Origin of the sequence: Paenibacillus albicereus, from assembly GCF_012676905.1 — a bacterium.
GTDB classification, from domain to species: Bacteria; Bacillota; Bacilli; order Paenibacillales; family Paenibacillaceae; genus Paenibacillus_O; species Paenibacillus_O albicereus.
Genome location: NZ_CP051428.1, coordinates 4883517 through 4904354, shown reverse-complemented (window position 1 = coordinate 4904354; position 20838 = coordinate 4883517). Strand labels below are relative to the sequence as shown.

At 68.8% G+C, this 20838-nt stretch carries 10 protein-coding genes; 4 read left to right on the top strand and 6 right to left on the bottom strand.

What is annotated here, in order from left to right:
- Positions 1–611: 611 nt before the first annotated feature.
- Together HGI30_RS21850 and HGI30_RS21845 are read right to left on the bottom strand one after the other, a co-directional pair.
- Positions 612–1397, bottom strand: a complete 786-nt coding sequence (locus tag HGI30_RS21850; RefSeq protein WP_235680244.1) for a helix-turn-helix transcriptional regulator — start codon at positions 1395–1397, stop codon at positions 612–614.
- Positions 1398–1519: 122 nt separating this feature from the next.
- Positions 1520–7057, bottom strand: coding sequence for a DEAD/DEAH box helicase (locus tag HGI30_RS21845; protein ID WP_168909434.1), 5538 nt, complete (start codon positions 7055–7057; stop codon positions 1520–1522).
- Between the two features lie 409 nt (positions 7058–7466).
- Here HGI30_RS21845 and HGI30_RS21840 point away from each other — a divergent pair, with 409 nt between their 5' ends.
- The 4 genes from HGI30_RS21840 (at position 7467) to HGI30_RS21825 (ending at position 14752) form a co-directional block, all read left to right on the top strand.
- Complete coding sequence (locus HGI30_RS21840; RefSeq protein ID WP_168909433.1) at positions 7467–9107, top strand: stalk domain-containing protein; 1641 nt, start codon at positions 7467–7469, stop codon at positions 9105–9107.
- A gap of 1433 nt (positions 9108–10540) precedes the next feature.
- Complete coding sequence (locus HGI30_RS21835; protein WP_235680474.1) at positions 10541–12259, top strand: ABC transporter ATP-binding protein; 1719 nt, start codon at positions 10541–10543, stop codon at positions 12257–12259.
- Between the two features lie 260 nt (positions 12260–12519).
- A complete protein-coding gene (locus tag HGI30_RS21830; RefSeq protein ID WP_168909431.1) occupies positions 12520–13449 on the top strand; it encodes a winged helix-turn-helix domain-containing protein in 930 nt (309 codons plus the stop codon).
- 241 nt (positions 13450–13690) lie between these two features.
- The gene (locus HGI30_RS21825) at positions 13691–14752 is read left to right on the top strand and encodes an oxidoreductase (RefSeq protein WP_168909430.1); all 1062 of its coding nucleotides are present in this window, start codon (positions 13691–13693) and stop codon (positions 14750–14752) included.
- Positions 14753–14955: 203 nt separating this feature from the next.
- Here HGI30_RS21825 and HGI30_RS21820 read toward each other — a convergent pair whose 3' ends face one another.
- The 4 genes from HGI30_RS21820 to HGI30_RS21805 all read right to left on the bottom strand — a co-directional run bounded on the left by HGI30_RS21820 (position 14956) and on the right by HGI30_RS21805 (position 20824).
- On the bottom strand, positions 14956–16266 hold the full coding sequence (locus HGI30_RS21820; protein ID WP_235680243.1) for an MFS transporter: 1311 nt from the start codon (positions 16264–16266) through the stop codon (positions 14956–14958).
- A 96-nt stretch (positions 16267–16362) separates the two neighbouring features.
- Complete coding sequence (locus HGI30_RS21815) at positions 16363–18186, bottom strand: ABC transporter ATP-binding protein (RefSeq protein WP_235680242.1); 1824 nt, start codon at positions 18184–18186, stop codon at positions 16363–16365.
- A 74-nt stretch (positions 18187–18260) separates the two neighbouring features.
- Positions 18261–18452 (bottom strand): hypothetical protein, encoded by a 192-nt coding sequence (locus tag HGI30_RS21810; RefSeq protein WP_168909429.1) that lies wholly within the window; start codon positions 18450–18452, stop codon positions 18261–18263.
- Positions 18453–18529: 77 nt separating this feature from the next.
- A complete protein-coding gene (locus tag HGI30_RS21805; protein ID WP_168909428.1) occupies positions 18530–20824 on the bottom strand; it encodes an ATP-binding protein in 2295 nt (764 codons plus the stop codon).
- Positions 20825–20838 lie beyond the last annotated feature (14 nt).

The window sequence follows — 20838 nt, the reverse complement described above, 5'->3', positions numbered from 1 at the left end:
AAACAGAGTAGACAAAATATTCTGTTTTATATAGATTGAATTGCCCTCGCCTCCTTTGTTATCGAATAGAAAAAAAAGGATATTATTACCTATCCTCGGAATCAGTATATAATATCCTTAATATCAAATCAACTTTATCGGAATAAAGTTTGCAGCTCTGAGCAGATGGAGCGATGAGCGTGCTGAGGGAGATAAAGCGTATATGGAGACGACTTTATACGTGCAAACGATGGCAGAGGTTAAGGGCCGATCTCTCATCCATCGATCCAACAAAGCATATGCGAAGAGCATGATGCCCTCCTTTTTTTCGACGACGGCGTTACCCGAGGCGAGTCTGCATCCCTTTTTTGTGCATACGAAAAAACTCAAGCCAACCGAATCGTTCCAGTTTGCCTGAGTCATATTGTCCTATCGGGTGTCGGAGCCTTGTTGCTGAAATACTAGTATCCTTCCAGAAACCCACTACCGTCTAGAACAAACCGCGATAATGAGGAGGCGCAGTTTGCCGCTCTTGTCGTGCATTGGAACTTGGCCACGCCTGATGATCGCGAATGGGTTACAGAACCAGTCGACCAGCAATCAAAAGGAACGCTCTCGTCCGTAGAGTCCAGCTACCCTCGCATGCGCGAGAGGAACTGGTTCATGAGCAGCGGCAGCGAGACGAGGATCGGAGGATCGTCGGGACGCGGCTCGTGCAGCAGGGCGTGCTGAAAAGGCGAGGGCAAGGACGGGCCGACCTCGATCGGCAGCCGGGCGCGGGTGCGCAGCGTCGTCTGCGGCAGCAGCATGTCCATCGCTCCCATTTGCCAGGACAGCGTCGTCGCCATCAGATAGTAAGTGCCCGGCCGGACCCCTGTCAGGCGGAAGGGACCAGGACGCGGCAGCAGCGTTCCGTGGATCGGCATGCCCTCGGGAATCGGCTTGGCGAACAGGCCGAGCAGCACGAATCCGTCGAACGGCCGGACCGGCTCGATGATCCCGCTCACCTCCGACCAGGGCGGAGACGCCGAGGCGTGGACCGTCGGGTCGTCCCAGCTGTCCAGCGCCTGCAGCCGCCGCGCCTGGTCGCCGACGTCGGAGCGGGACTGGCGGAACTCCGACGGCGTCTGCCCGACCCGCTGGGTGAACCGCGTCGTGAACGTGCCGAGGCTCTGCTGGCCGACCTCGAGGCTGATGTCGCGGATCGTGTAGTCCGTCTTGAGCAGCAGGTCCTTGGCCCGGCTGAGCCGCAGCGAGGAGACGTAGTAGAGCGGCGTCAGCCCGGTGCGCTCCTTGAACAGGCGTGCGAAGTGGGAAGGGCTGTACGAGATCTGCCTGGCCAGCCGTTCCAGAGGCAAGGGGTCGAACAGATGGCCTTGGATGTAGTCGATGACTTGATCCAGCTCGTCTTGCGGCACGAGGCTCCTCCTTTGCCCGAAGCGCCGTCCTGCGGGCGTCGAGCTCTCCGATAAGAACATTCGTTCTTATTATAGCCAGTATGGATACGATTGGCAAGAACGGATTGTCGGCCGGGCTCCTCTCAGCGCCGCGCGTTCAGCTGGCTTTTCCACAGCACGAAGCGATGCCGGTCGCGCTCCGCTCCGATGCCGCGCAGCGCGTCGGCCGCCGGCGACTCGTCCACCGGGCGGCCGTTCCACTGCTCGACGGCGATCTTGGCCAGCCCCTGGCGGGAGGCGATCGACGCGAGCGCCTGCTGCAGCGACGCGGCGGCCGGCGCCTCGTCCCGCGCCTCTCCCTTCGGGCCGAGGCTGCGGATGCGGCGGCCGTTGCTTTCCACCCAGTAGCGCCACTCCCCGTCCTCCAGCACGAGGAAGTTGCCGGGCTTGCGGGCGAAGCCGCCTTCGCCCTCGCCGGGCCAGTCGGCCAGCAGGCCGAACGGATTGGCCGGATCAGCGGCGCTCAGCACGGTCAGGCCGTCGTCCTCGCCGGGCAGCGGCAGGCGCAGCGACTCGGCGATCTCCCGGGTCGTGAACTGCATCGCCGGGACGCCCTCGATCAGCTGGCCGCGCACGAGCACGCCCCATTCCTCGAGCCGCTTCAGCACGGGCAGCAGCTCGTCCCAAGCGTACGGCGACATCGCGGCCGCCAGGTCGCGCGACACGATGCCGTAGACGTCGAGCAGCCGGTCGATCCAGCGCAGCGCCGGCGATCCGTCCTGGGGGAAGGATCCTGCGGCGAGCGCAGCGGCGCTCGCGCCGAGCAGGCTGGAGGCGGACCTTCCTGAAAGAAGTGCCGTCAAGCCGGTTTCCATCTCCGCGCTGGGCTCGGCGGCAGCGGTCCGCTCCGGCCGTCCCGTGCTTGCAGCGGTCCGCGGCGAGCCGCTTTCCGCCTCCGGACGCAGCGAGCCGGTCCAGAACCAGCGGCCGAGCCCGGAGCCGCCCCATGCGCCCCGGCCGGTCCGGGAGCCGCGCGAGCGGGAAGCCGGAGCCGGGCCGCGCAGCGGGGCGAACTGGTCGTTCGACACATGGCCTTGCCAGACGAGCTCGAGCAGCTCGGCCTGCACGTCGGACGGCTGGCGGCCGAGCTCGCGGGCGAGCGGAGCGAGGAACATCGCGCCGCCGCGCTTCAGGCGCTCCAGCAGCTGCGGATGAGCGGGCGGCGCATCGTCCGCAGGCAGCCACGAAGCGATCAGGTCGCGGGATTCCGGGAGGAAGAAGGCGACCTTGCCTTCTTTTTCCCCCTCGTTCTTGCGTCCGAGCCACAGCACCTCGCCGGAGGCGCAGAGCAGGTCGAGCTCCTCGGGCCGGTAGGAGGCGAGCCGCGACGGCAGCAGGAACGACTCCCAGTACGACAGCGGGAAAAAGAAGCCCTGCAGCTGCTCCAGCACTCGCAGCAGGCCATGTTCTCCTTGCAGCTGCGTGCCGTGGAGCGCGTGCTGCCTGCCGGCGAGGAGGCGGCACCAGCGGACGGCGTCCGCCGCCTCGCTGCGCCCGCGCGCCGCCTGCACGGACAGCCGGACGACGCGCGCGGCGGTGAGCGCCGATGTGAAGAGGAGCTCGTCCTCCTCGGCAAAAGGCGCGAGCTGGATGCGGTCCGCCTCCAGCAGCCGCGAGATCAACAGCTGGGCGCCGTTCGTATCGAGCGCCGGGTAGCGGGCGGCCAGCTCCTCCGGCGTGAAGGCGAGCCGGCCGGCGATCCAGCGCTCGACGACGAAGGATGAGGCGTCGTCCTCCTGCGGGAAGCGGCCGTACAGCTCGGCCTCGTCCGCGCAGACGAGGCGCCCCGCGAGCCCGCCGCCCGGCTCGTAGACAGCGACGCGCCGCTGCTCCCGCAGCTGGCGCAGCCAGCCGGCCGCCGCTTCTACGGCGGCTTCGGCGGCCGCAGCGGCATCCGGCGACTCCCGGGCAACCTCTTTCCCCGCGGAGCCGAAGCTTCTGCCGGAGCCGAAGCCGCCGCTAGCGGCGGGCCGAGCGCCGTCGGCGTCGGCATTCGCCTGCGAGGCATCTCCGCCTGCGGCCGCCTCGGCCCGGGCGGCTGCCCGTACGGCGGCGAGCAGCTCCGGCTCGGCCAGATCGCCGCGCTGCTTGAGCAGCCGGTACAGCTCGTCCGCGCTGTCCGGCGCTCCGGCGGCCGGCGTCTCGAGGCGCCGCCGCTCCGCTGCGAGCACCTGCGGATCGACGGCGCCGCGCAGCGCTTCCTGGCCGAACAGCTCGCCGGCGAGCTCGCGGCTCATCTGCAGCAGCTGCGCCTGGACGGCGCGGTCGAGGCCGTCCCCCTCATAGATGCGCATGTTGACGTAGTCGGCGGCGAACTGCGAGGCGAGCGGGGAAGGCAGGTCCCGGTAATGGACGGCCATCGCGATCCGTCCTTCCTGCATCCGGCCGAGCAGCTCCCTCAGACGCGGCTCGTCGAGGTAGTCCCGCAGGCATTCGCGCATCGCCTCGTTCAGATAGGGAAAGCGGTCCGCATAAGGAAGCGCGGCCCGCAGCAGCTCCTCCCCGCGCAAGCGCAGCTGCCACATCGGCGTGCGGCCGAAGCTGCGCTTCAGCAGCAGCGACGTCTCGGCGATCCGACGGAACGCCACGGAGAGCAGGGGCGAGCCGGGCAACGCCTCGACGAGCAGCTCGCGCAGGTTGTCCGGCGTCACGGAACGGACCGCCTGCAGCCAGGACGGGTCCCACTCCGGCAGCACGAACTCGATGCCGTTGTCTTTGGCGTTGCCGTACAGGCGATGCGGCAGGCTCGTCTCGAACTTCCGCTCGATCGCCAGCTGCCAGGTCCGGTTCACGCGGCGGCCCCAGGCGTTGTGGATGACGATATGGGTCTGGCCGGCGATGTCCTTGTATACCTCCACCGCCAGGCGCGAAGCGGTCGGCACGACGCCCGTCGCCCGCTGCGCGCGGATAAGGGAGACGAGGCTGCGCGCAGCCCGGTCGTCGAGGCGGTACGGCTCCTGGAGGTCGCGGATGACCGCTTCCTCCGCCGCGCTGAATGGAGCTTCCGGCTCGTCGGACGGAGCTGCCGGGGATGCTCCTTCGACATCCGCCGCATCGGATGCCGGCGAGGCCGCTCCTTCGATGGCCGTATCGCCATGCGCCGCGTCGGCGGCCTCCAGCCGCTCCATGAGCTCCGTCCACAGCTGCGCGACGCGCTCGCCGAGCCGATAGGAGCGGGAGCCGGCCTCGTTGCGCCAGAACGGAATCTCGCTGAAGCGGTTGCCCGTTTCCTTGACATAGACGCGGTCCTTGCTGATGCCGGAGATCATCCAGGAGCTCGTGCCGAGCTGGAATACGTCGCCGACGCGGCTCTCCTGCACGAACTCCTCGTCCAGCTCCCCGACATGGGAGCGGCTGTCGGCGTGGTGGACGGGATAGGCTCCGCTCTGCGGAATCGTGCCGGCTCCCGTGACGGCGGCCATGCGGGTATTGGAGCGCGGTCCGATGGCGTCCTTCTCGCGGTCCCACTCCAGCAGCGGGCGGGCGAACGGGTACAGTCCGGCCAGCACCGCGAGCATGTCGAGCAGCCGCTGGCGCGGAAACGTCCGGTAGCTGTCGCTGCCGAGGATGAGCCGGTACAGCCGCTCGACCGGAACCGTATCGAGGGAAGCGACCGCCACCGCCTGCTGCGACAGCACGTCGAGCGCATCGCGCGGCACCTCGATCGGGTCGATGTCCCGCTCGGCGATCATGCGCCCGAGCACCGCGATCTCCGGCAGCGAGCCGCGCTGGCGGGCGAGGATGACGCCGCGGCTCGCCTCGCCGACGGCGTGGCCGGCGCGCCCGATGCGCTGGATGCCGGCCGCGGCGGACAGAGGCGAGTCGAGCTGCACGACGAGGTCGACATGGCCGACGTCGATGCCGAGCTCCAGCGAGGAGGTGGCGACGATGCAGCGGAGCCGTCCTTCCTTGAGCAGCCGCTCCACCTCGAGCCTCCGCCCCCGGTCCATGCTGCCGTGGTGGGCGCGGCACATCTCCTGGCCGGTGTAGTCGTTGAGGCGCAGGCACAGCCGCTCCGCCATGCGGCGGCTGTTGACGAAGACGAGCACGGAGCGGCAGCCCTCCATCAGCTGCAGCAGCCGGTCCAGGATCGGGAACCAGACGGAGTCGCGGCTGTTGCCGAGCCGGACGCGCCCGGGCATCGTGACGCGGACGTCCATCGTCTTGGCCATCGAGCTTTCCAGAATGGCGACCGGTCGTGGGAGGAAGCCGAGCGGGTGCGCAGGCAGCGCCTCGGCTGGCTCGGCCGCCTCCGCTTCGAGACGGGCTTGGCGGCCGTCGTCCGCTTCGCCGCTCCGTTCCGTGGCGGACTTGGACCGCTTCGCAGCGGAGGATCGGGCGTCGGGAGAAGAGGCGGAGGCTGCAAGCCGGCCGGATACGGATTCGGAATCGGCACGTGGAGCTTGCGCATCGACGGAATCCGGAGGCGCCCAGCTGCCGAGGAAGGGCGCCACCGGGCGGGGCGCATCGACGGAATCCGGAGGCGCCCAGCCGCCGAGGAAGCGCGCCACCGGGCGGGGCGCATCAGCGGAATCCGGAGGCGCCCAGCCGCCGAGGAAGCGCGCCACCGGGCGGGGCGCATCAGCGGAATCCGGAGGCGCCCAGCCGCCAAGGAAGCGCGCCACCGGGCGGGGCGCATCAGCGGAATCCGGAGGCGCCCAGCCGCCGAGGAAGCGCGCCACGCGCTCCATCGGCTTTTGCGTCGCCGACAGGCCGATGCGCTGCAGCGGGCCGCCTCGCCAAGCTTCCAGCCGCTCGAGCGTCAGCGACAGGTGGGAGCCCCGCTTGTCCGCCGCCAGATCGTGGATTTCGTCGACGATGATCTGCTCCGCCGTCCGCAGCATGAGGCGTCCTTTGTCGGAGCCGAGCAGGATGAACAATGATTCCGGCGTCGTCACCAGCACGTCGGGCGGACGGCGCAGCATCGCGGCGCGTTTCGAGGAGGGTGTATCCCCGGTCCGGACCGCGCAAGTAATACCCGGCACTCCTTGGTGTGACCGACGTTCCATCCGCTCGGCGATCTGCGCGACGAACTCCGTCACGTGGTCATAGATATCGTTGTTGAGCGCTTTGAGCGGCGTTACGTAAAGGACGCGCACGCCCGGCCGCCAGACGGCGCCCGAGGAGCCGCCCTCAAGCGCAGGCTCGGGTGCCGCTGCCGATTCAGGCTCGTCTCCACGCGCGCGCCCATCTGATGAAGGGGATGCCGCCTGCTCAGGCCCGGCTGCGGTAGCCGAGTCTTCCGCCCTTGCTTCCGGCGCGAAGGCCGCCTCCTTGGCCCGCAGCACGCGGTCGAGGCAGGGGAGCAAGGCCGCGAGCGTCTTGCCGGAGCCTGTCGGCGCCGCGAGCAGCGTATGGGCTCCGCCCAGAATGGACGACCAGGCGCGGCGCTGCGCGTCGGTCGGCGTCCCGAACGTGCCTTCGAACCACTCGGCCAGCACGGGATGAAACGGCTTGAGCGCCGGATCGAGGACGTTCTCGCTCCGGGCATGGTTCGGCGTCCTTGCTTCGGCTTGGCCGCGCGTGCTTCCTGCGTCGCCTTCCCCGGCGAAAGCGACGGATCGCATGCTGTCTCCTGCCGGCATCGCTTCCGTCGCCGCGCCGTCTCCGCCCTCGGACATGGATTCCGTCCCCTCGCTGGCGCCGGCGGCCGAGGCTGATCTTCGATCGCGGCCTCCCGCCTGACTGCTCGGACGAATGCCGTCTCCAGCTTGCCGCCGTTCTTCTTGCCCCTGGCCCGGGCCGCCTTTTTCTCCTGAAGCATCCATACGTTCAAAGCCTCCTCGTACGCCGATCGACGCCATTTTCCATTAGCATACACCATTGGCCCAAACGATGCCCGGCAGCCAAGGGGAAGCCCTTCCGCCATGGCGGCAAGCGCTGCGGTTTCCTTGAAAGACCAGGCGCGCGAGATTTCGCCTCCCCGCAACTCTATCTATCTTCCATTCGTCTAAGAGAGTAGGTAAAAAATTCCGGAAACCGCACTCCGCCGGCCAGCGGCCGGCATATCCCGAAGGAGGAACTCCATCCATGTCCGTTGTCCCATCCCGCCGTCTGACCGCTGCCGCGCTCGCCTCTGTCCTGCTGGCTGGAGCCGCCCTGTCCGGCCCGGCGGCAGCGAGCGCCTCGCCGATCGGCCCGGCTGCGTCGCCGCCTCCCTCCGCTGGCGCGGGCGCTACATCGGCGCCAAGCCTGCTTGCGGCGGCCCCTGCCGGCGTATCGGCCGCCCCTTCTGCCGCTGCTCCTTCCGCCGCCGCTGCGCCCGAGCTCTCGGCAGCGGCCCCGGCAAAGCCGTTCCCGCTGCCGCTGCCGCTGGCGGCCGGGATGGACGCCGCCGCTTCGCCTGCGCCGAAGCTGTTCCCGCTGGCGTCCGCCGCCGCGCCCGTTGGAGCCTCCTCCGCTGCCGCTCCGGCTCCGCTCGCGGCCAAGCTGTACGCGTCCGTGCCGCTGGCCGCGCCTGCGGCTGCGGTGCCGTATGCCTCTGCTGCCGCCTCGGCGACCATTCTGCTCGACGGCTTCCCGCTCGCTTTTCCTGCGGCGCCCCAGCTCGTCCGGGGCACGACGATGGTGCCGTTCCGCGCCATCGCCGAAGCCCTGAACGTGCCGGTCGTCTGGGACGCCAAGGCGAGGACGGTCACCGCGAACAAGCCGCTCGCGGACGGCAGCCGGCGCTCCGTGCTGCTGCGCGTAGGCAGCAAGCAGGCGCAGCTGGACGGCCAGGCGGCCGCGCTCGCCCAGGCTCCGGTGCAGAGCGGCGGCAGCGTGCTCGTGCCGCTGAGCTTTTTCAGCAGCGCCTTCGGCGCTCGGGTGAGCTGGGACGGCGCGGTCAAGACGGTGCGCATCCAGTCGCCGGCCGAGCGCGTCTACGTCAAGGGCTATTATGCGATCAGCTCGTTCTCGCAGGTGAAGTATCTCGACCGCTTCGACTCGGTGTCCTTCGGCTGGGGACGGATCGGCGAGGACGGCAAGCTGACGCTCAGCGGCAAGGACTTCTACTGGCCGAGCGCGAGCGGCGCCACGACGCCGGAGAGCATCGTCGCCGACGCGACGGCGGCGGGCGTGAACACGCAGTTCATGGTGTTCGGCGTCGACGGGCGCGGCGAGCTGACCAAGCTGCTCGGCGACCCGGCGCTGCGGACGGAAGCGATCCAGAGCATCGTGTCGACGGCATCGATCGGCGGCTTCCGCAGCATCGCGCTCGACTTCGAGGGGCTCGGGCTGACGGGGGACAAGGCGGCGGCCAAGCAGTCGTTCACGCGCTTCGTCACCGAGCTCCGGACCGCTTCCAAGGCAGCGGGGCTCGGCTTGTCGCTGGCGCTCCATCCGCTCAACGGAGCCTTCGGCGGGTATGACTACAAGGCGCTCGCCCAGCAGTCGGACGAGATCGTCATCATGGCCTATGCATACGAGGGGGAAAAAGGTCCGGAGCCGCTCGTCCGCGTGGACGAGGCGATCCGGCTGGCGCTGAAGGAGACCGATCGCAGCAAGCTGCTGCTCGGCATCTCGATGGGCAGCGAGACGGCCGCCTCGCTGCGCGGTCCGGCCGGGCTCGCCAAGCGCTACGGCCTCAAGGGCATCGCGCTCTGGCGTCTCGGCGCCGGACTCGTCGACGCGAGCTCGCTCAAGGCGCTCGAAGGAACCGTTCAGCTGCGCAAGCCGGTGGAGGGCTAGTACTTTAACCATTCTACTAAGTAGGCATTGAATAGCTTCGTCCCTTTGCGCCGGCGGCGAGCGCTTCGCGAGCCTTTTTCCGAGTGAAGGGTGTCCCCTCGCTCGGAGGCGAGCGTTCCGCTAGGAAGGTCCGAGCAGCTCCGTCCAGCCGGTCGACGGCCTTTGACTGTGAAGCGTCCACCCCCGTATCCGTGCGATGAAGGAATCCAGACTGCTTTCATGCGGCGAACGGAGCGGGTCGGCGAGCGATGAAGGGGTCGAGACTGCCTTCCTGGGGCGAACGGAGCAGGTCGACGTGCGATGAAGGAGTCCAGACTGCCTTCATGCGTCGAACGGAGCGAGTCGACGTGCGATGAAGGGGTCGAGACGGCCTTCATGCGTCGAACGGAGCGGGCCGACGAGCGATGAAGGGGTCGAGACTGCCTTCATGCGTCGAACGGAGCGGGTCGGCGAGCGATGAAGGGGTCGAGACTGCCTTCATGCGTCGAACGGAGCAGGTCGACGTGCGATGAAGGAGTCCAGACTGCCTTCATGCGTCGAACGGAGCGGGTCGACGTGCGATGAAGGGGTCGAGACTGCCTTCATGGGGCGAACGGAGCGGGTCGGCGAGCGATGAAGGAGTCCAGACTGCCTACTGACCATGAAGTAACTTGAACCGCAGCCGCAGCTTCACCCAAAGGCTCCTCCCGCAGCGAAAGCTGAGCGGAGGAGCCTTTTTCGCGGGTTGATTCAAGCAAGCGGAAGCGGAAGGCTCGCTCTCGGTCGAGCGCACACGGGTCTAACGGGCACGTATCCCAGCCGCCGACGTGCATTGGCTAGCTTGTCTACGCGTGCCGTATAATGTAGGGAATGGTTTTGTCCCGTGAAAGGAGACATCGAACATGTCCGATTCGACTTCAGGCGCTTCGGCGCGTCGCCCCTCCGCGAGAGGCCGCTTCGCGGCCGGAGAGCCCGCCCAGGCAGCAGCCCAGGCGGAGAGTGTCTCATCCGAGGAGCGGGAGCAGCTCGCGGCCGGCGCCCCCGCCGGCGCTCCTGCCGGAGCTGTCAGCGCCATTGCGAGCGCCCCCGGAGCTCCTGCTGGAGCTGTCAGCGCTCCAACTAGCGCCATTGCGAACGCCCCCGGCGTCCCTGCCGGAGCTGTCAGCGCTCCAACTAGCGCCATTGCGGGCGCCCCCGGCGCTCCCGACGGAGCTGACGGTGCCGCAGCCAGCGCTTCCGCCGGCACGGCTGGCGCCCCTGCCGGAGCTGATGGCGCCCCCGCCAGCGCTGGCAGCACCCCAGCTAGCGCCATTGCGGGCGCCCCCGGCGCTCCCGCCGGAGCTGACGGTGCCGCAGCTAGCGCTCCCGCCGGCACTGACGGCTCCCTTGGCGCCGCCGCCGCCGCGCCGGCCCCGGCCGCGCCGCGAGCCGGCTGGCGCGACTTCGTCCGGCTCATCGCCGAGACGAAGCCGCCGCGCGGGCTGTCCGCGGCCGCGCTGGCGCTCAGCCTGGTGGCCACGGTCGCCGGGCTCGTCGTGCCGCTCGCGACCAAGCAGTTCATCGACGGCTTCAGCCTGAGCCAGCTGACAGGCGGGCATATCGCGCTGCTGGCCGTCTTTTTCCTGCTGCAGGCCGCCGGCGGGGCGTACTCCAGCTACCTGCTCGCGCGCATCGGCCAGCATGTCGTCGCCCAGCTGCGCGAGCGGCTCTGGCGCAAGCTGATGGCGCTGCCCGTGCCGTACTACGACCGCCACCAGACCGGCGAGACGGTCAGCCGCATGACGAGCGACACGCTCGTCGTGCGCGGCCTCATCACGGACCATCTCGTCGGCTTCGTCACCGGCCTCATCTCGGCGGCCGGCGCGCTCGTCCTGCTGCTGCTGCTCGACTGGCGGATGACGCTCATCCTGCTCGTCGCGATTCCGCTGCTCGCCGCCATCATGGTGCCGCTGGGCATCCGCATGCACCGCATCGCCAAGGCGACGCAGGACGAGACGGCCGGCTTCTCCGGCCACCTCAACAACGTCGTCTCCGAGGTGCGGCTCGTAAAGGCTTCCGGCGCGGAGGAGCGCGAGCTGGGCGAGGGAATGGCCGGCATCCGCCGCCTGCAGGCGCTCGGCGTGCGCGAAGGCGCGACGGCCGCGCTGGTCGGGCCGTCGATCTCGCTGACGATCATGACGATGCTCGTCGTCATCATCGGCTGCGGCGGCGTGCGCGTCTCCTCAGGCGCGATCACGGCGGGCGACCTCGTCGCCTTCATCCTATACCTGATGCAGATCATCCTGCCGCTCAGCCAGGTCGCCGTCTTCTTCACCCAGTTCAACAAGGCGATGGGCGCGACCGAGCGCATCAACGTCATGCTCGCGGAGCCGGAGGAGCGGTTCGGCCAAGGCGCGGAGCTGGCGCGGGCCGACCGGCCGATCGTCGCCGAAGGGCTCGGCTTCGCCTACGCCGGAGGCGAGCCGATCCTCAAGGGCGTCGGCTTCACGCTGCAGCCGGGGCAGGTGACGGCGATCGTCGGGCCGAGCGGCGGCGGCAAGACGACGCTGTTCTCGCTGCTCGAGCGCTATTACGAGCCGACCGAAGGAAGGCTGCGGCTCGGGGAGGAGCCGATCGAGTCGTACTCGCTGGCGAGCTGGCGCGCGCGCATCGGGTACGTCGCGCAGGAAAGCCCGCTCATGGCCGGCACGATCCGCGACAACATGACCTACGGCATCGAGCGCGAGCCCTCGGAGGAGGAGCTGCGCGAGGCGGCCCGCCTCGCCTATGCCGACGAGTTCATCGACGGGCTGCCGGAAGGCTACGACACGCAGGTGGGCGAGCGCGGCATCAAGCTGTCCGGAGGCCAGCGCCAGCGCATCGGCATCGCCCGGGCGCTGCTGCGCGCGCCGGATCTGCTGCTGCTCGACGAGGCGACGAGCGCGCTCGACAGCCAGTCGGAGATCGTCGTGCAGCAGGCGCTCGGCAACCTGATGGAGGGCCGGACGACGGTCGTCATCGCGCATCGCCTGTCGACGGTCGTGGATGCGGATCAGATCCTGTTCGTCGAAAAGGGCCGGATCACCGGGCGAGGCACGCATGAGGAGCTGCTCGCCTCGCATGAGCTGTACCGCGAGTTCGCCGAGCGCCAGCTGCGCAGCGCAGCCGATGCGGGCGGCGAGCGGCAGCCGTAGCTTCGAGGCGCGCCTGAACGGCCGCCGGAGAGGAGCAAGCGGTCCCGCAAGCGGGGGCTGCGGCCCGGTTGACCCTTTTTCAACAAGAATCTATACTTAGGGCATCGCCGTCAGGCCGAGGAGGAAGGCCTGGGCACGGCAACTTGCCGGAACCCTGCTGTGGCGGCGCGAACCGCCAAAAGAAAAGAGAGACCCGGACCCCGGGATGGATAGAGAGGACTCATCTCCGATTGTCGGAGGGAGAGGGGAGGAGAATGGATATGCAGACGATATTCAGCGAGGAGGACCTGCAGCGGATCGCGGAGACGCATCTGCATGGGCATGGTGCGGCCGGGTTGGCGGAGGCGGGCCCGGATGCGCTCCGCGGAGGCTCCGCCGGCATGGCTGCGGAGGCTCCGTCCGCATGGCCGCGCTCCGAGCCGTCGCCCGCGCGCGGCGCGCGGGACGAGCGCGACCCTGACGAGGCGGCGGTCGAAGCGGAGCCGATCCTATGCGCCTCGACCCGCCGCATCGTGCTCATCAGCCCGTATCCCAACCTGCTGCATGAGCTGATCCGCGACCTGTCGGCCGCCTGCTACGACGTGCTCGTGTTCCACCGCGTGGACGATCTCGTCCTGCACAGCCTGCAGGCCGACCTGTACCTGCTCGACGCCGGGGCGGCCAACGTGCTCGGCTCGGACCCCGGCTTCCGCACATTCATCGCCGATCCGGCCAAGCGCCGCCGGGCGCTCGCCATCAAGCCGCAGCGGGGCCAGGCGGCGTACGGCGGCAAGTCCGCCCGCCAGGCGGCGGAGGCCTGGCAGCTCGCCTCCGCTGCGCCGCACGAGATGCTCGAGCGCGTCGGCCAGCACCTGCTGCGGGAGCTGGCCGCGGACGCCGCGGCGGACGAGGGCGTGGCGGGCTTCAAGGATCTGGTCGTCGATACGAAGCGCATGGCGGTCTTCCGCTCCGGCTCCCGGGTCGACCTGACCAAGACGGAATACGAGCTGCTGCTCCACTTCATCCGGGCCGAGGGCGCGGTGCTCACCCGCGACCACCTCATGGAGGAGATTTGGGGCGCGGCGTTTTTCGGCAACAGCAACGTCGTCGACGTGCATGTCAAAAGCTTGCGGCGCAAGCTCGGCGACAGCGCCGTCCGCCCGAGCTACATCGAGACCGTACGCGGCGTCGGCTACCGGCTCGCCGATTAGGCCCGAGCTCGTCCGAACGGCCGTTGCGCAAGTCCCGGACCATCCGAGTCCCGGGATGCGGCGCAGCGGCCGTTTTTTGCGCCTTCCGGGCCTTCCTTGCCTCGGCTCGGGTCGCCCAGGGAGCGCCGGTTCGTTTTCGCAGGCGGAAAGAGGGGTAATAAAGAGACACTGCTCGGGGCCGGCTGCGCGCGTGGCTGCGAAGCACGAGCCCATGCGAGACACGGAAGCGGAGGGAAATCAGATGGGGATTCCAACGGGATTGATCGGCTACGGGCTGTCCGGCGCGGTTTTCCATGCGCCGCTGATCGCGGCCGAGGAGGGCTTGACGCTGACCGGCGTCGTCACCTCGCAGAGGGAGCGGGTGCTGGAGGACTACCCGGACGTGCAGGTCCATGACGATGTCGAGTCGCTGCTCGCGAGCGGCGTCGAGCTGGTCGTCGTGGCGAGTCCGAATACGTTCCACTACGAGCATGCCCGCAGCGCCATCCTTGCCGGCAAGCATGTCGTCGTGGAGAAGCCTTTCACCAACACGTCCAAGGAAGCGGAGGAGCTGATCGCGCTTGCGCGCGAGAAAGGCGTTCAGCTGAGCGTGTTCCACAATCGCCGCTGGGACAACGACTTCCTGACCGTGCAGCAGGTGCTGGCCTCCGGGGGCATCGGGCGGATCTCCGTCTATGAGGCGCATTATGACCGCTACGCGCCCGAGGTGGAGGTCGAGACGGCGTGGCGCGACCAGCCGCTGCCGGGCTCGGGCATCCTGTACGATCTCGGCTCGCATCTGATCGACCAGACGGTGCAGCTGCTCGGCATGCCGGAGACGATCTGGGCCGATCTGCGGCTAGACCGGGAGGGCGCGGTGACGGTCGATTATTTCCACCTCGTGCTCGGCTATCCCCAGTCGCGGGCGATCCTGCGCGCCGGCACGCTCGTGCGCCAGGCGGGTCCGCGCTACATGGTGCATGGGGAGAGAGGCAGCTACATCAAGTACGGGCTCGATCCGCAGGAGGACCAGCTCAAGAGCGGCAAGCGTCCCGGGGACGAAGGCTGGGGCGCCGACAAGCCGGAGTGCTACGGCGAGCTTACGACGGCTGTCGGCGAGCTGACCGTGCGCACCAAGGTCGATACGCTGCCCGGCCGCTACGAGGACTTCTACCGCGGCATCGCCGAGGCGATCCGAAGCGGCGCTCCGGCGCCGGTGCCGCCGGAGGACGCGCTCGGCGTCATCCGGCTGATCGAGGCGGCGCGCCGCAGCGCCAAGGAGAAGCGCGTCATCGAGCTGGCCGCGGACGCGGTCATGGCTTAGGCGGCTCGGGCGCGGGCGGGCGGCAGACGCAGCACAAGTGCCAAGAAAAAAGGACGGAGGGGAGCCTCCGTCCTTTTTTCTGTCGTGGGCGTCTTGGGCGGGAGGGCCGTTGAGATGGTCTCGGCGGCAGATGCCCCGCAAAGTCGCTCGTCGGACCGAAAGGCCGCAGAGCTGCCCACCGGCGGACTGGGCCCTCCTGCCGCCTAGCGGGCTCCCGCCCCGCGCCGCCGCGCGCGCTCGCGGGCGGCGAGCAGCTTGGCGCGCGGCGCGTCTGGCTGCCGCTGCGTCTGGCGGGCGCGCAGCAGCAGCGCCAGCGCGCCGGCCGCCGCGGCGCAGGCGGCCATGACGCCGAGCAGCAGCGGCACGGAGCCGCGCAGCAGCAGCGAGGCGACGGGCGGCCCGGCCGCTACGCCGACGAAGCGCATGCTGCTGTAGAGCGAGGTGATCGTGCCGCGCTCTTCTTTGGCGATGCCTTCGGTGAGGAAGGCATCGAGGCAGGGCAGGGCGGCGCCGATGCCGAGTCCGGCGACGCTCAGGCAAGCGACGCGCGCGGCCGTCGCCTCCAGCGGCAGGCAGGCGGCGATGCCCGCCGCGGCCAGCGCGCAGCCGCCGGCGATCGTCCATTTCATCGCCGGCTTATGCTTGCCGATCGCCTTGCCGGCGGCGAACGAGGCCGTGCACAGCACGGCCAAAGGGATGGCCAGCACGAGGCCCTTGCGGATGCCGTGCAGGCCGTGTTCTTTTTCCAGCGTCTCCGACAGGTAGAACAGCAGGCCGAACAGGATGAACATGGCAAGGCCGCCGATCAGGAACAGCGCGGTCAGCCAGCGCGCATTGGAACGGTACAGCCGCCACGCCTTGGCCAGGAACTCGCCGGCGGGCGGGGGCGGCTCCGACGGGCGGGCGGGCACGCGCACGAGCGTCAGCAGCAGGAGCAGGGAGACGGCGCACAGCGCCGGAATCGACCAGAACGGCGCCTGCCAGGCAAGGATCGCCAGCGCCGAGCCGAGAATCGGGCTCAGCACCTTGCCGAACGTGTTGGCCGTCTCGATCAGGCCGAGGCCGGCGCTGACCTGCGCCTCGCTGCGGAACATGTCGCCGACGAGCGGCAGCACGATCGGCATCGCGCCGGCCGCGCCCATGCCCTGCAGCAGCCGGCCGGCGAGAATCCAGCCGTAGGCGCCGTCGCCCGCGCCGGTCCAAACGCCTTCCCAGCCGCCCGCCCAGCCGCAGATCGCCCCTCCCGCGCCCGCCAGGACGAGGCTCGGGACGATGACCTTGCGCCGGCCGACGCGGTCGGACAGATAGCCGGCGATCGGGATGAGCAGGATCGCCATGACGGAGTAGACGGTGATGAGCAGGCTCGATTGCAGAGGCGTGATGCCGAGAGCGGCTTGGATGCCGGGCAGCACCGGGATGAGCATGGAGTTGCCGAGCGTCATGATGAGCGGCACGGAGGCGAGGGCCAGCAGAGCGGCCTTCTGCCCCCGCGCTCGGGAAGACAGACGTTTCAAGCGAGCCACCGGCACCTTTCTCGTCCAATAATGCTTGCCCGCGAGTCGCGACGAGGCAAGGAACGCCTTGCTTACTATGCGGCTCGCGGCCCCGTTTCATACGGCCTCGCCGTCTGCCGAAGCTTGGGGGAATTGGCGCTCGTACAGGCTGCGGTAGCGGCCTGCGGGACAGGCCATCAGCTCGTCGTGAGCGCCGCTCTCCACGATGCGTCCCGCCTCCAGCACGACGATCCGGCTCGCGCTGCGGACCGTCGACAGCCGGTGCGCGATGACGAGGCAGGTGCGGTCCTTCAGCAGCGCGCCGAGCGCCTCCTGGATGAGCGCCTCGGACTCCGTGTCGAGCGAGGCGGTCGCCTCGTCGAGCACGACGAGGCGCGGGTCCGCGAGCAGCGTCCGCGCGATCGCGAGCCGCTGCTTCTGGCCGCCGGAGAGGCGCACGCCGCGCTCGCCGATCTCGGTGTCGTAGCCTTGCGGCAGCGCCTCGATGAAGCCGTGGGCGAAGGCGGCCTCGGCGGCTGCGACCATCTCGCGCTCGCCGGCGTCCGGCCGGCCGTACAGCAGGTTGTCGCGCACCGTTCCGCTGCGGAGCATCGTCTCCTGCGTCACGATGCCGATCTGTCGGCGCAGCGACGCCTGCGTCACGTCCCGCACGTCCTGGCCGTCGATGGCGATGCGGCCGTCCCAGACCTCGTAGTAGCGCAGCAGCAGATGGGCGATCGTAGACTTGCCCGCGCCGGAGGAGCCGACGAGCGCGGTCGTCCGTCCCGGCTCGAGGCGCAGGCTGAAGCCGTCCAGCAGAGGCGCGTCAGCCTCGGGGTTGCCGTAGCCGAAGCGGATCCGCTCGAAGCGGACCTCGCCTGCTGCCAGCCGAAGCTCGCCGGCGCCGGGACGGTCGGAGACGTCGGGCTCGGCGCTCATCGTCTCGACGATTCGGTCGTAGGCGGCCGCCGACTGCTGCACCGTGCTCATGAGACGGCTGAAGCGGCGGACCGGATTTTGCAGCAGCCGCAAGTAAGCGAGGAAGGCGACGACCTCGCCGGCCGTCATGTCGCCGCGCATCGCCTGCCAGGAGCCGAAGGCGAGCACGAACGCCATGCCGGCATACTGGAGCAGGTCGATCGCCGGCCCGAACAGGGCCGAGAAGCGGGTGGCGGCCAGATTGGCCTCCTGATTGGCCCGGCCGAGCTCGGCGAAGCGCTCGTTCTCGCGCTCCTCCGCGGCGAACGCCTTGACCAGACGGATCTGCGAAAGGCTGTCCTGCAGCTGGCCGCTCATGTCCGCGACGGTGTCCTGCACGCGGCGGTAGCTGCGGCGCAGCCGGCCGCCGTACATGCGCGCCGCGAGCAGCATGAGCGGGAACAGGGCGAGCAGCGCGGCGGTCAGCTGCCAGTTCTGCCACAGCATGAACGCCGCGACGGCGGCGAACGTGACGGCGTCGGTGAGGATGCCCATCGTGCCGGCGCTGACCATCTGCTGCAGCTGGTTCACGTCGCTCGTCAGCCGGGACATGAGCTCGCCGGTACGCCGCCGGTCGAAGTAGGCGATGTCGAGGCTTTGCAGATGGCGGAACAGCGAAGTGCGGATGTCCAGCACGGTGCGCTGCCCGGCCTTGGCGAACGCATAGCTGCTGACGTAGCCGAAGACGCCGAGCAGCACGGCCGTCCCCATGATGCCGCCGGCGAGCGGCAGCAGCATGGAGAAGTCCCGCTCGGGAATGACCCGGTCGATCGCATGCTGCGTCAGCCGCGGAATGACGAACTGCAGCGCCGCGATGCAGGCGGTGGCCGTCCAGGCGGCCAGCAGCAGCGGCCATTGGCCCTTGATGGACAGGTACAGCCGGCGGAACATCGGCCAGAGGGGCGCTTTGGCCGCCGCTTCGGCACGCGGACGCTTCGGCGCGGATGGGACGGCTTGGCTCATGACAGCCTCCTGTCTGCGCAGCAGCCGCCTTCGCGCCATCGAGAGGAGGAGCGAAGGCGGCTGCTTGCGCGGCGTTAGTGGATGAGCGAGGTCGACGAAGGCAGGGTGCAGCCGGTCCACATGGCCATCGGGGCCGAGGAGGTCAGGATGTTGAACCACCCGTACAGAGACGGCAGCAGCGCCAGTCCGGCGATGATGGGGCAGGCGCTCCAGCTGCGGCCGATGCGGCTCCGGTCGGCCGCTGTGATGCGCCAGGCTTGCTTCATGGGCGGATTCGCCTCCCGGATGGGGGTTCCGGGTTAGCATGCCAGGTCGCGGCCGGAAACATGTAGGCTTGCCGGCTCTAGCCCGAGTTCGGCTGCGACAGGCCGGCTTCCCGCTCCTTCGCGGGGAGCGAGACGGACACTTCGGTGCCCTCGCCGACCTTGCTCCGCACGACGAGCGAGCCGCCGTGGTTGTTGACGATCCGCTGGCTGACCATGAGCCCGAGGCCGTTGCCCTTCTCCTTGCTCGTGAAGAAAGGCTCGCCGAGCCGCGCGAGCTGCTCCTCGGAGATGCCGACGCCTTCGTCTCGGAGCTGGACGACCACCTGGCCCGGCACGGAGACGAGCGTCACGCTCAGCCTTCCGCCGCGCTCCGACATCGCCTCGATCCCGTTTTTCATCAGGTTGAGGAACACCTGCTTGAGCTGGTTGGGCTCGCCGGCGACGATGGGATCGCCGCCTCCGAGCTCCATCCGCACCCGCACGTCGTTCAGCAGCGCTTCCGGCTCGATCAAGGCGGCCATGTCTTCCAGAATGGCCTTCAGCCGGCAGTCCTGGAAGCGGTCGGCCTGCGGCTTGGCGAGCACGAGGAACTCGCTGACGATGAAGTTGATGCGGTCGAGCTCCCCGAGCATGATCGTCTGGTAATAGGGCGCGAGCGCCTTGCCCTTGAGCTGCATCTGCACGAAGCCGCGCAGCGTCGTCAGCGGGTTGCGGATCTCATGGGCGACGCCGGCCGCGAGCTGGCCGACGATCGTCAGCTTCTCGGTGCGCCGCAGCAGCTCCTCCGTCTGCTTGCGGCTCGTCATGTTGCGGGTGATGCAGGAGACGGCGATGATCTCGCCGTGCTGGTCGCGGATCGGCGAGGCGGTCGTGCTGACGTCGATGCGGAGGCCTTCGCGCGACTGCATCCATGTCTCCGCATCGATCCACGGCACGCCGAGCAGCACGCTCTCGATCATGCGCTCGAGATTCCAGCGCTGCTCCTGCGGCAGGACGTCCATCCCGCCCGGAGCCTTGAGCTCGGCCTCGGACCAGCCGAACATCGTCTCGAAGGCCCGGTTCGCGCTGATGAGCCCGCCCTTCAGGTCATAGCTGTGGATGGCGTCGCGCGTGTGGACGACGAGCGATTCCAGGTATTCCTTCGTGCGGCGCAGCTCCTCCGCCGATTCCTTGAGCCGGTTCGTATAGGAGTCCAGGTTCGTCGCCATGACGTTGACGCTGAAGGCCAGCTCGCCGATCTCGTCGTTGGAACGGACCGTCACCGGCTGGCTGAAGTTGCCCGCGGCCAGCTGGTTGACGCGGCGCACGACGAGCTTGAGGCTGCGCACGGCGACGCCGGCCAGCCCGTAGCTCACGATGACGGTCATGACGACGAGCATGACGGAGATGGCGAGCAGCAGGATCAGCTGCTGGCGAAGGTCGCGGCTGAATACCGTCTTGTCGATCGTGACGACGAGCGCGTAGTCCCGGATGTTGTCGACCGAATACGGGATGTAGCCGCGCAGCGCCGGCACGCCGTCGATCGTCGTGTCGACCGTGAGCGTCTTTCCGGCGCGCACCGCTTGGCGGATGCGGCCGTAGTCGTCTGCCTCGGCCAGCCGGTAGCTGCCGAATTCCAGCGCGCCGGAATGCGGCAGGATGCTCGCTTCGTCGGGAACCCCCTCCGCTCCGGGCGCGGGCATGAGGCTGTAGTTGAAGCCGCTCAGCTCCATCAGGCCGGGGATGCGCAGGACCGAGGCGCCGACCTGAAGCTCGCCTTCCTGTTGGCCGCTGCGCACGCTCGACGAGCTTTCGAGGGTGAGGCGAACGAGGTAGTCCATCGAGCCGTCGTAATAGTAGCTCGTCATGACGCTCCTCCCCTCGTCCCGGACGGTCGCTCCGCTCGCCCAGAAGTCCTGGAGGCTCGTGCCGCCGGGCAGCGTGACGTAGCGGCTGCGGTACAGCTGCCGCAGCGCGTCGTAAGGCGGAGCGACGGCGGACAGCACCGTTCCGGCCTCGTTCGGCCGCGTGCTTTTCTCGATCGCCATCTCTCCGTCCACGGGTCGGATGAGCGCGATGCTGTCGAGGCCGAGCTTGCCGCGCAGCTCCTCCAGGCGGCCGCTGTCGACGGCTCCGGCCTTGCCGCCGACCAAGGCGCGGACCGCGATCGAAGCGACGCGAAGACGCTCCGACTGCCCGAGCTCCAGGTGATAGCTGTCTTTGAGCACGGGCGTGATCGAGCCTCGAATCTGGTCTCCGACCGCGTGCAGCTGACGCTCGGCCGCATGGCGGCTCTGATTGCCGGTATACAGGTAGAAGACGAGGAGATTGAGGCTCAGCATGATCGTCACGACGGCAAAGATCAGCGCGGACAGCTTGAGTTTGATGGACATGCCGGTTTCCCTCT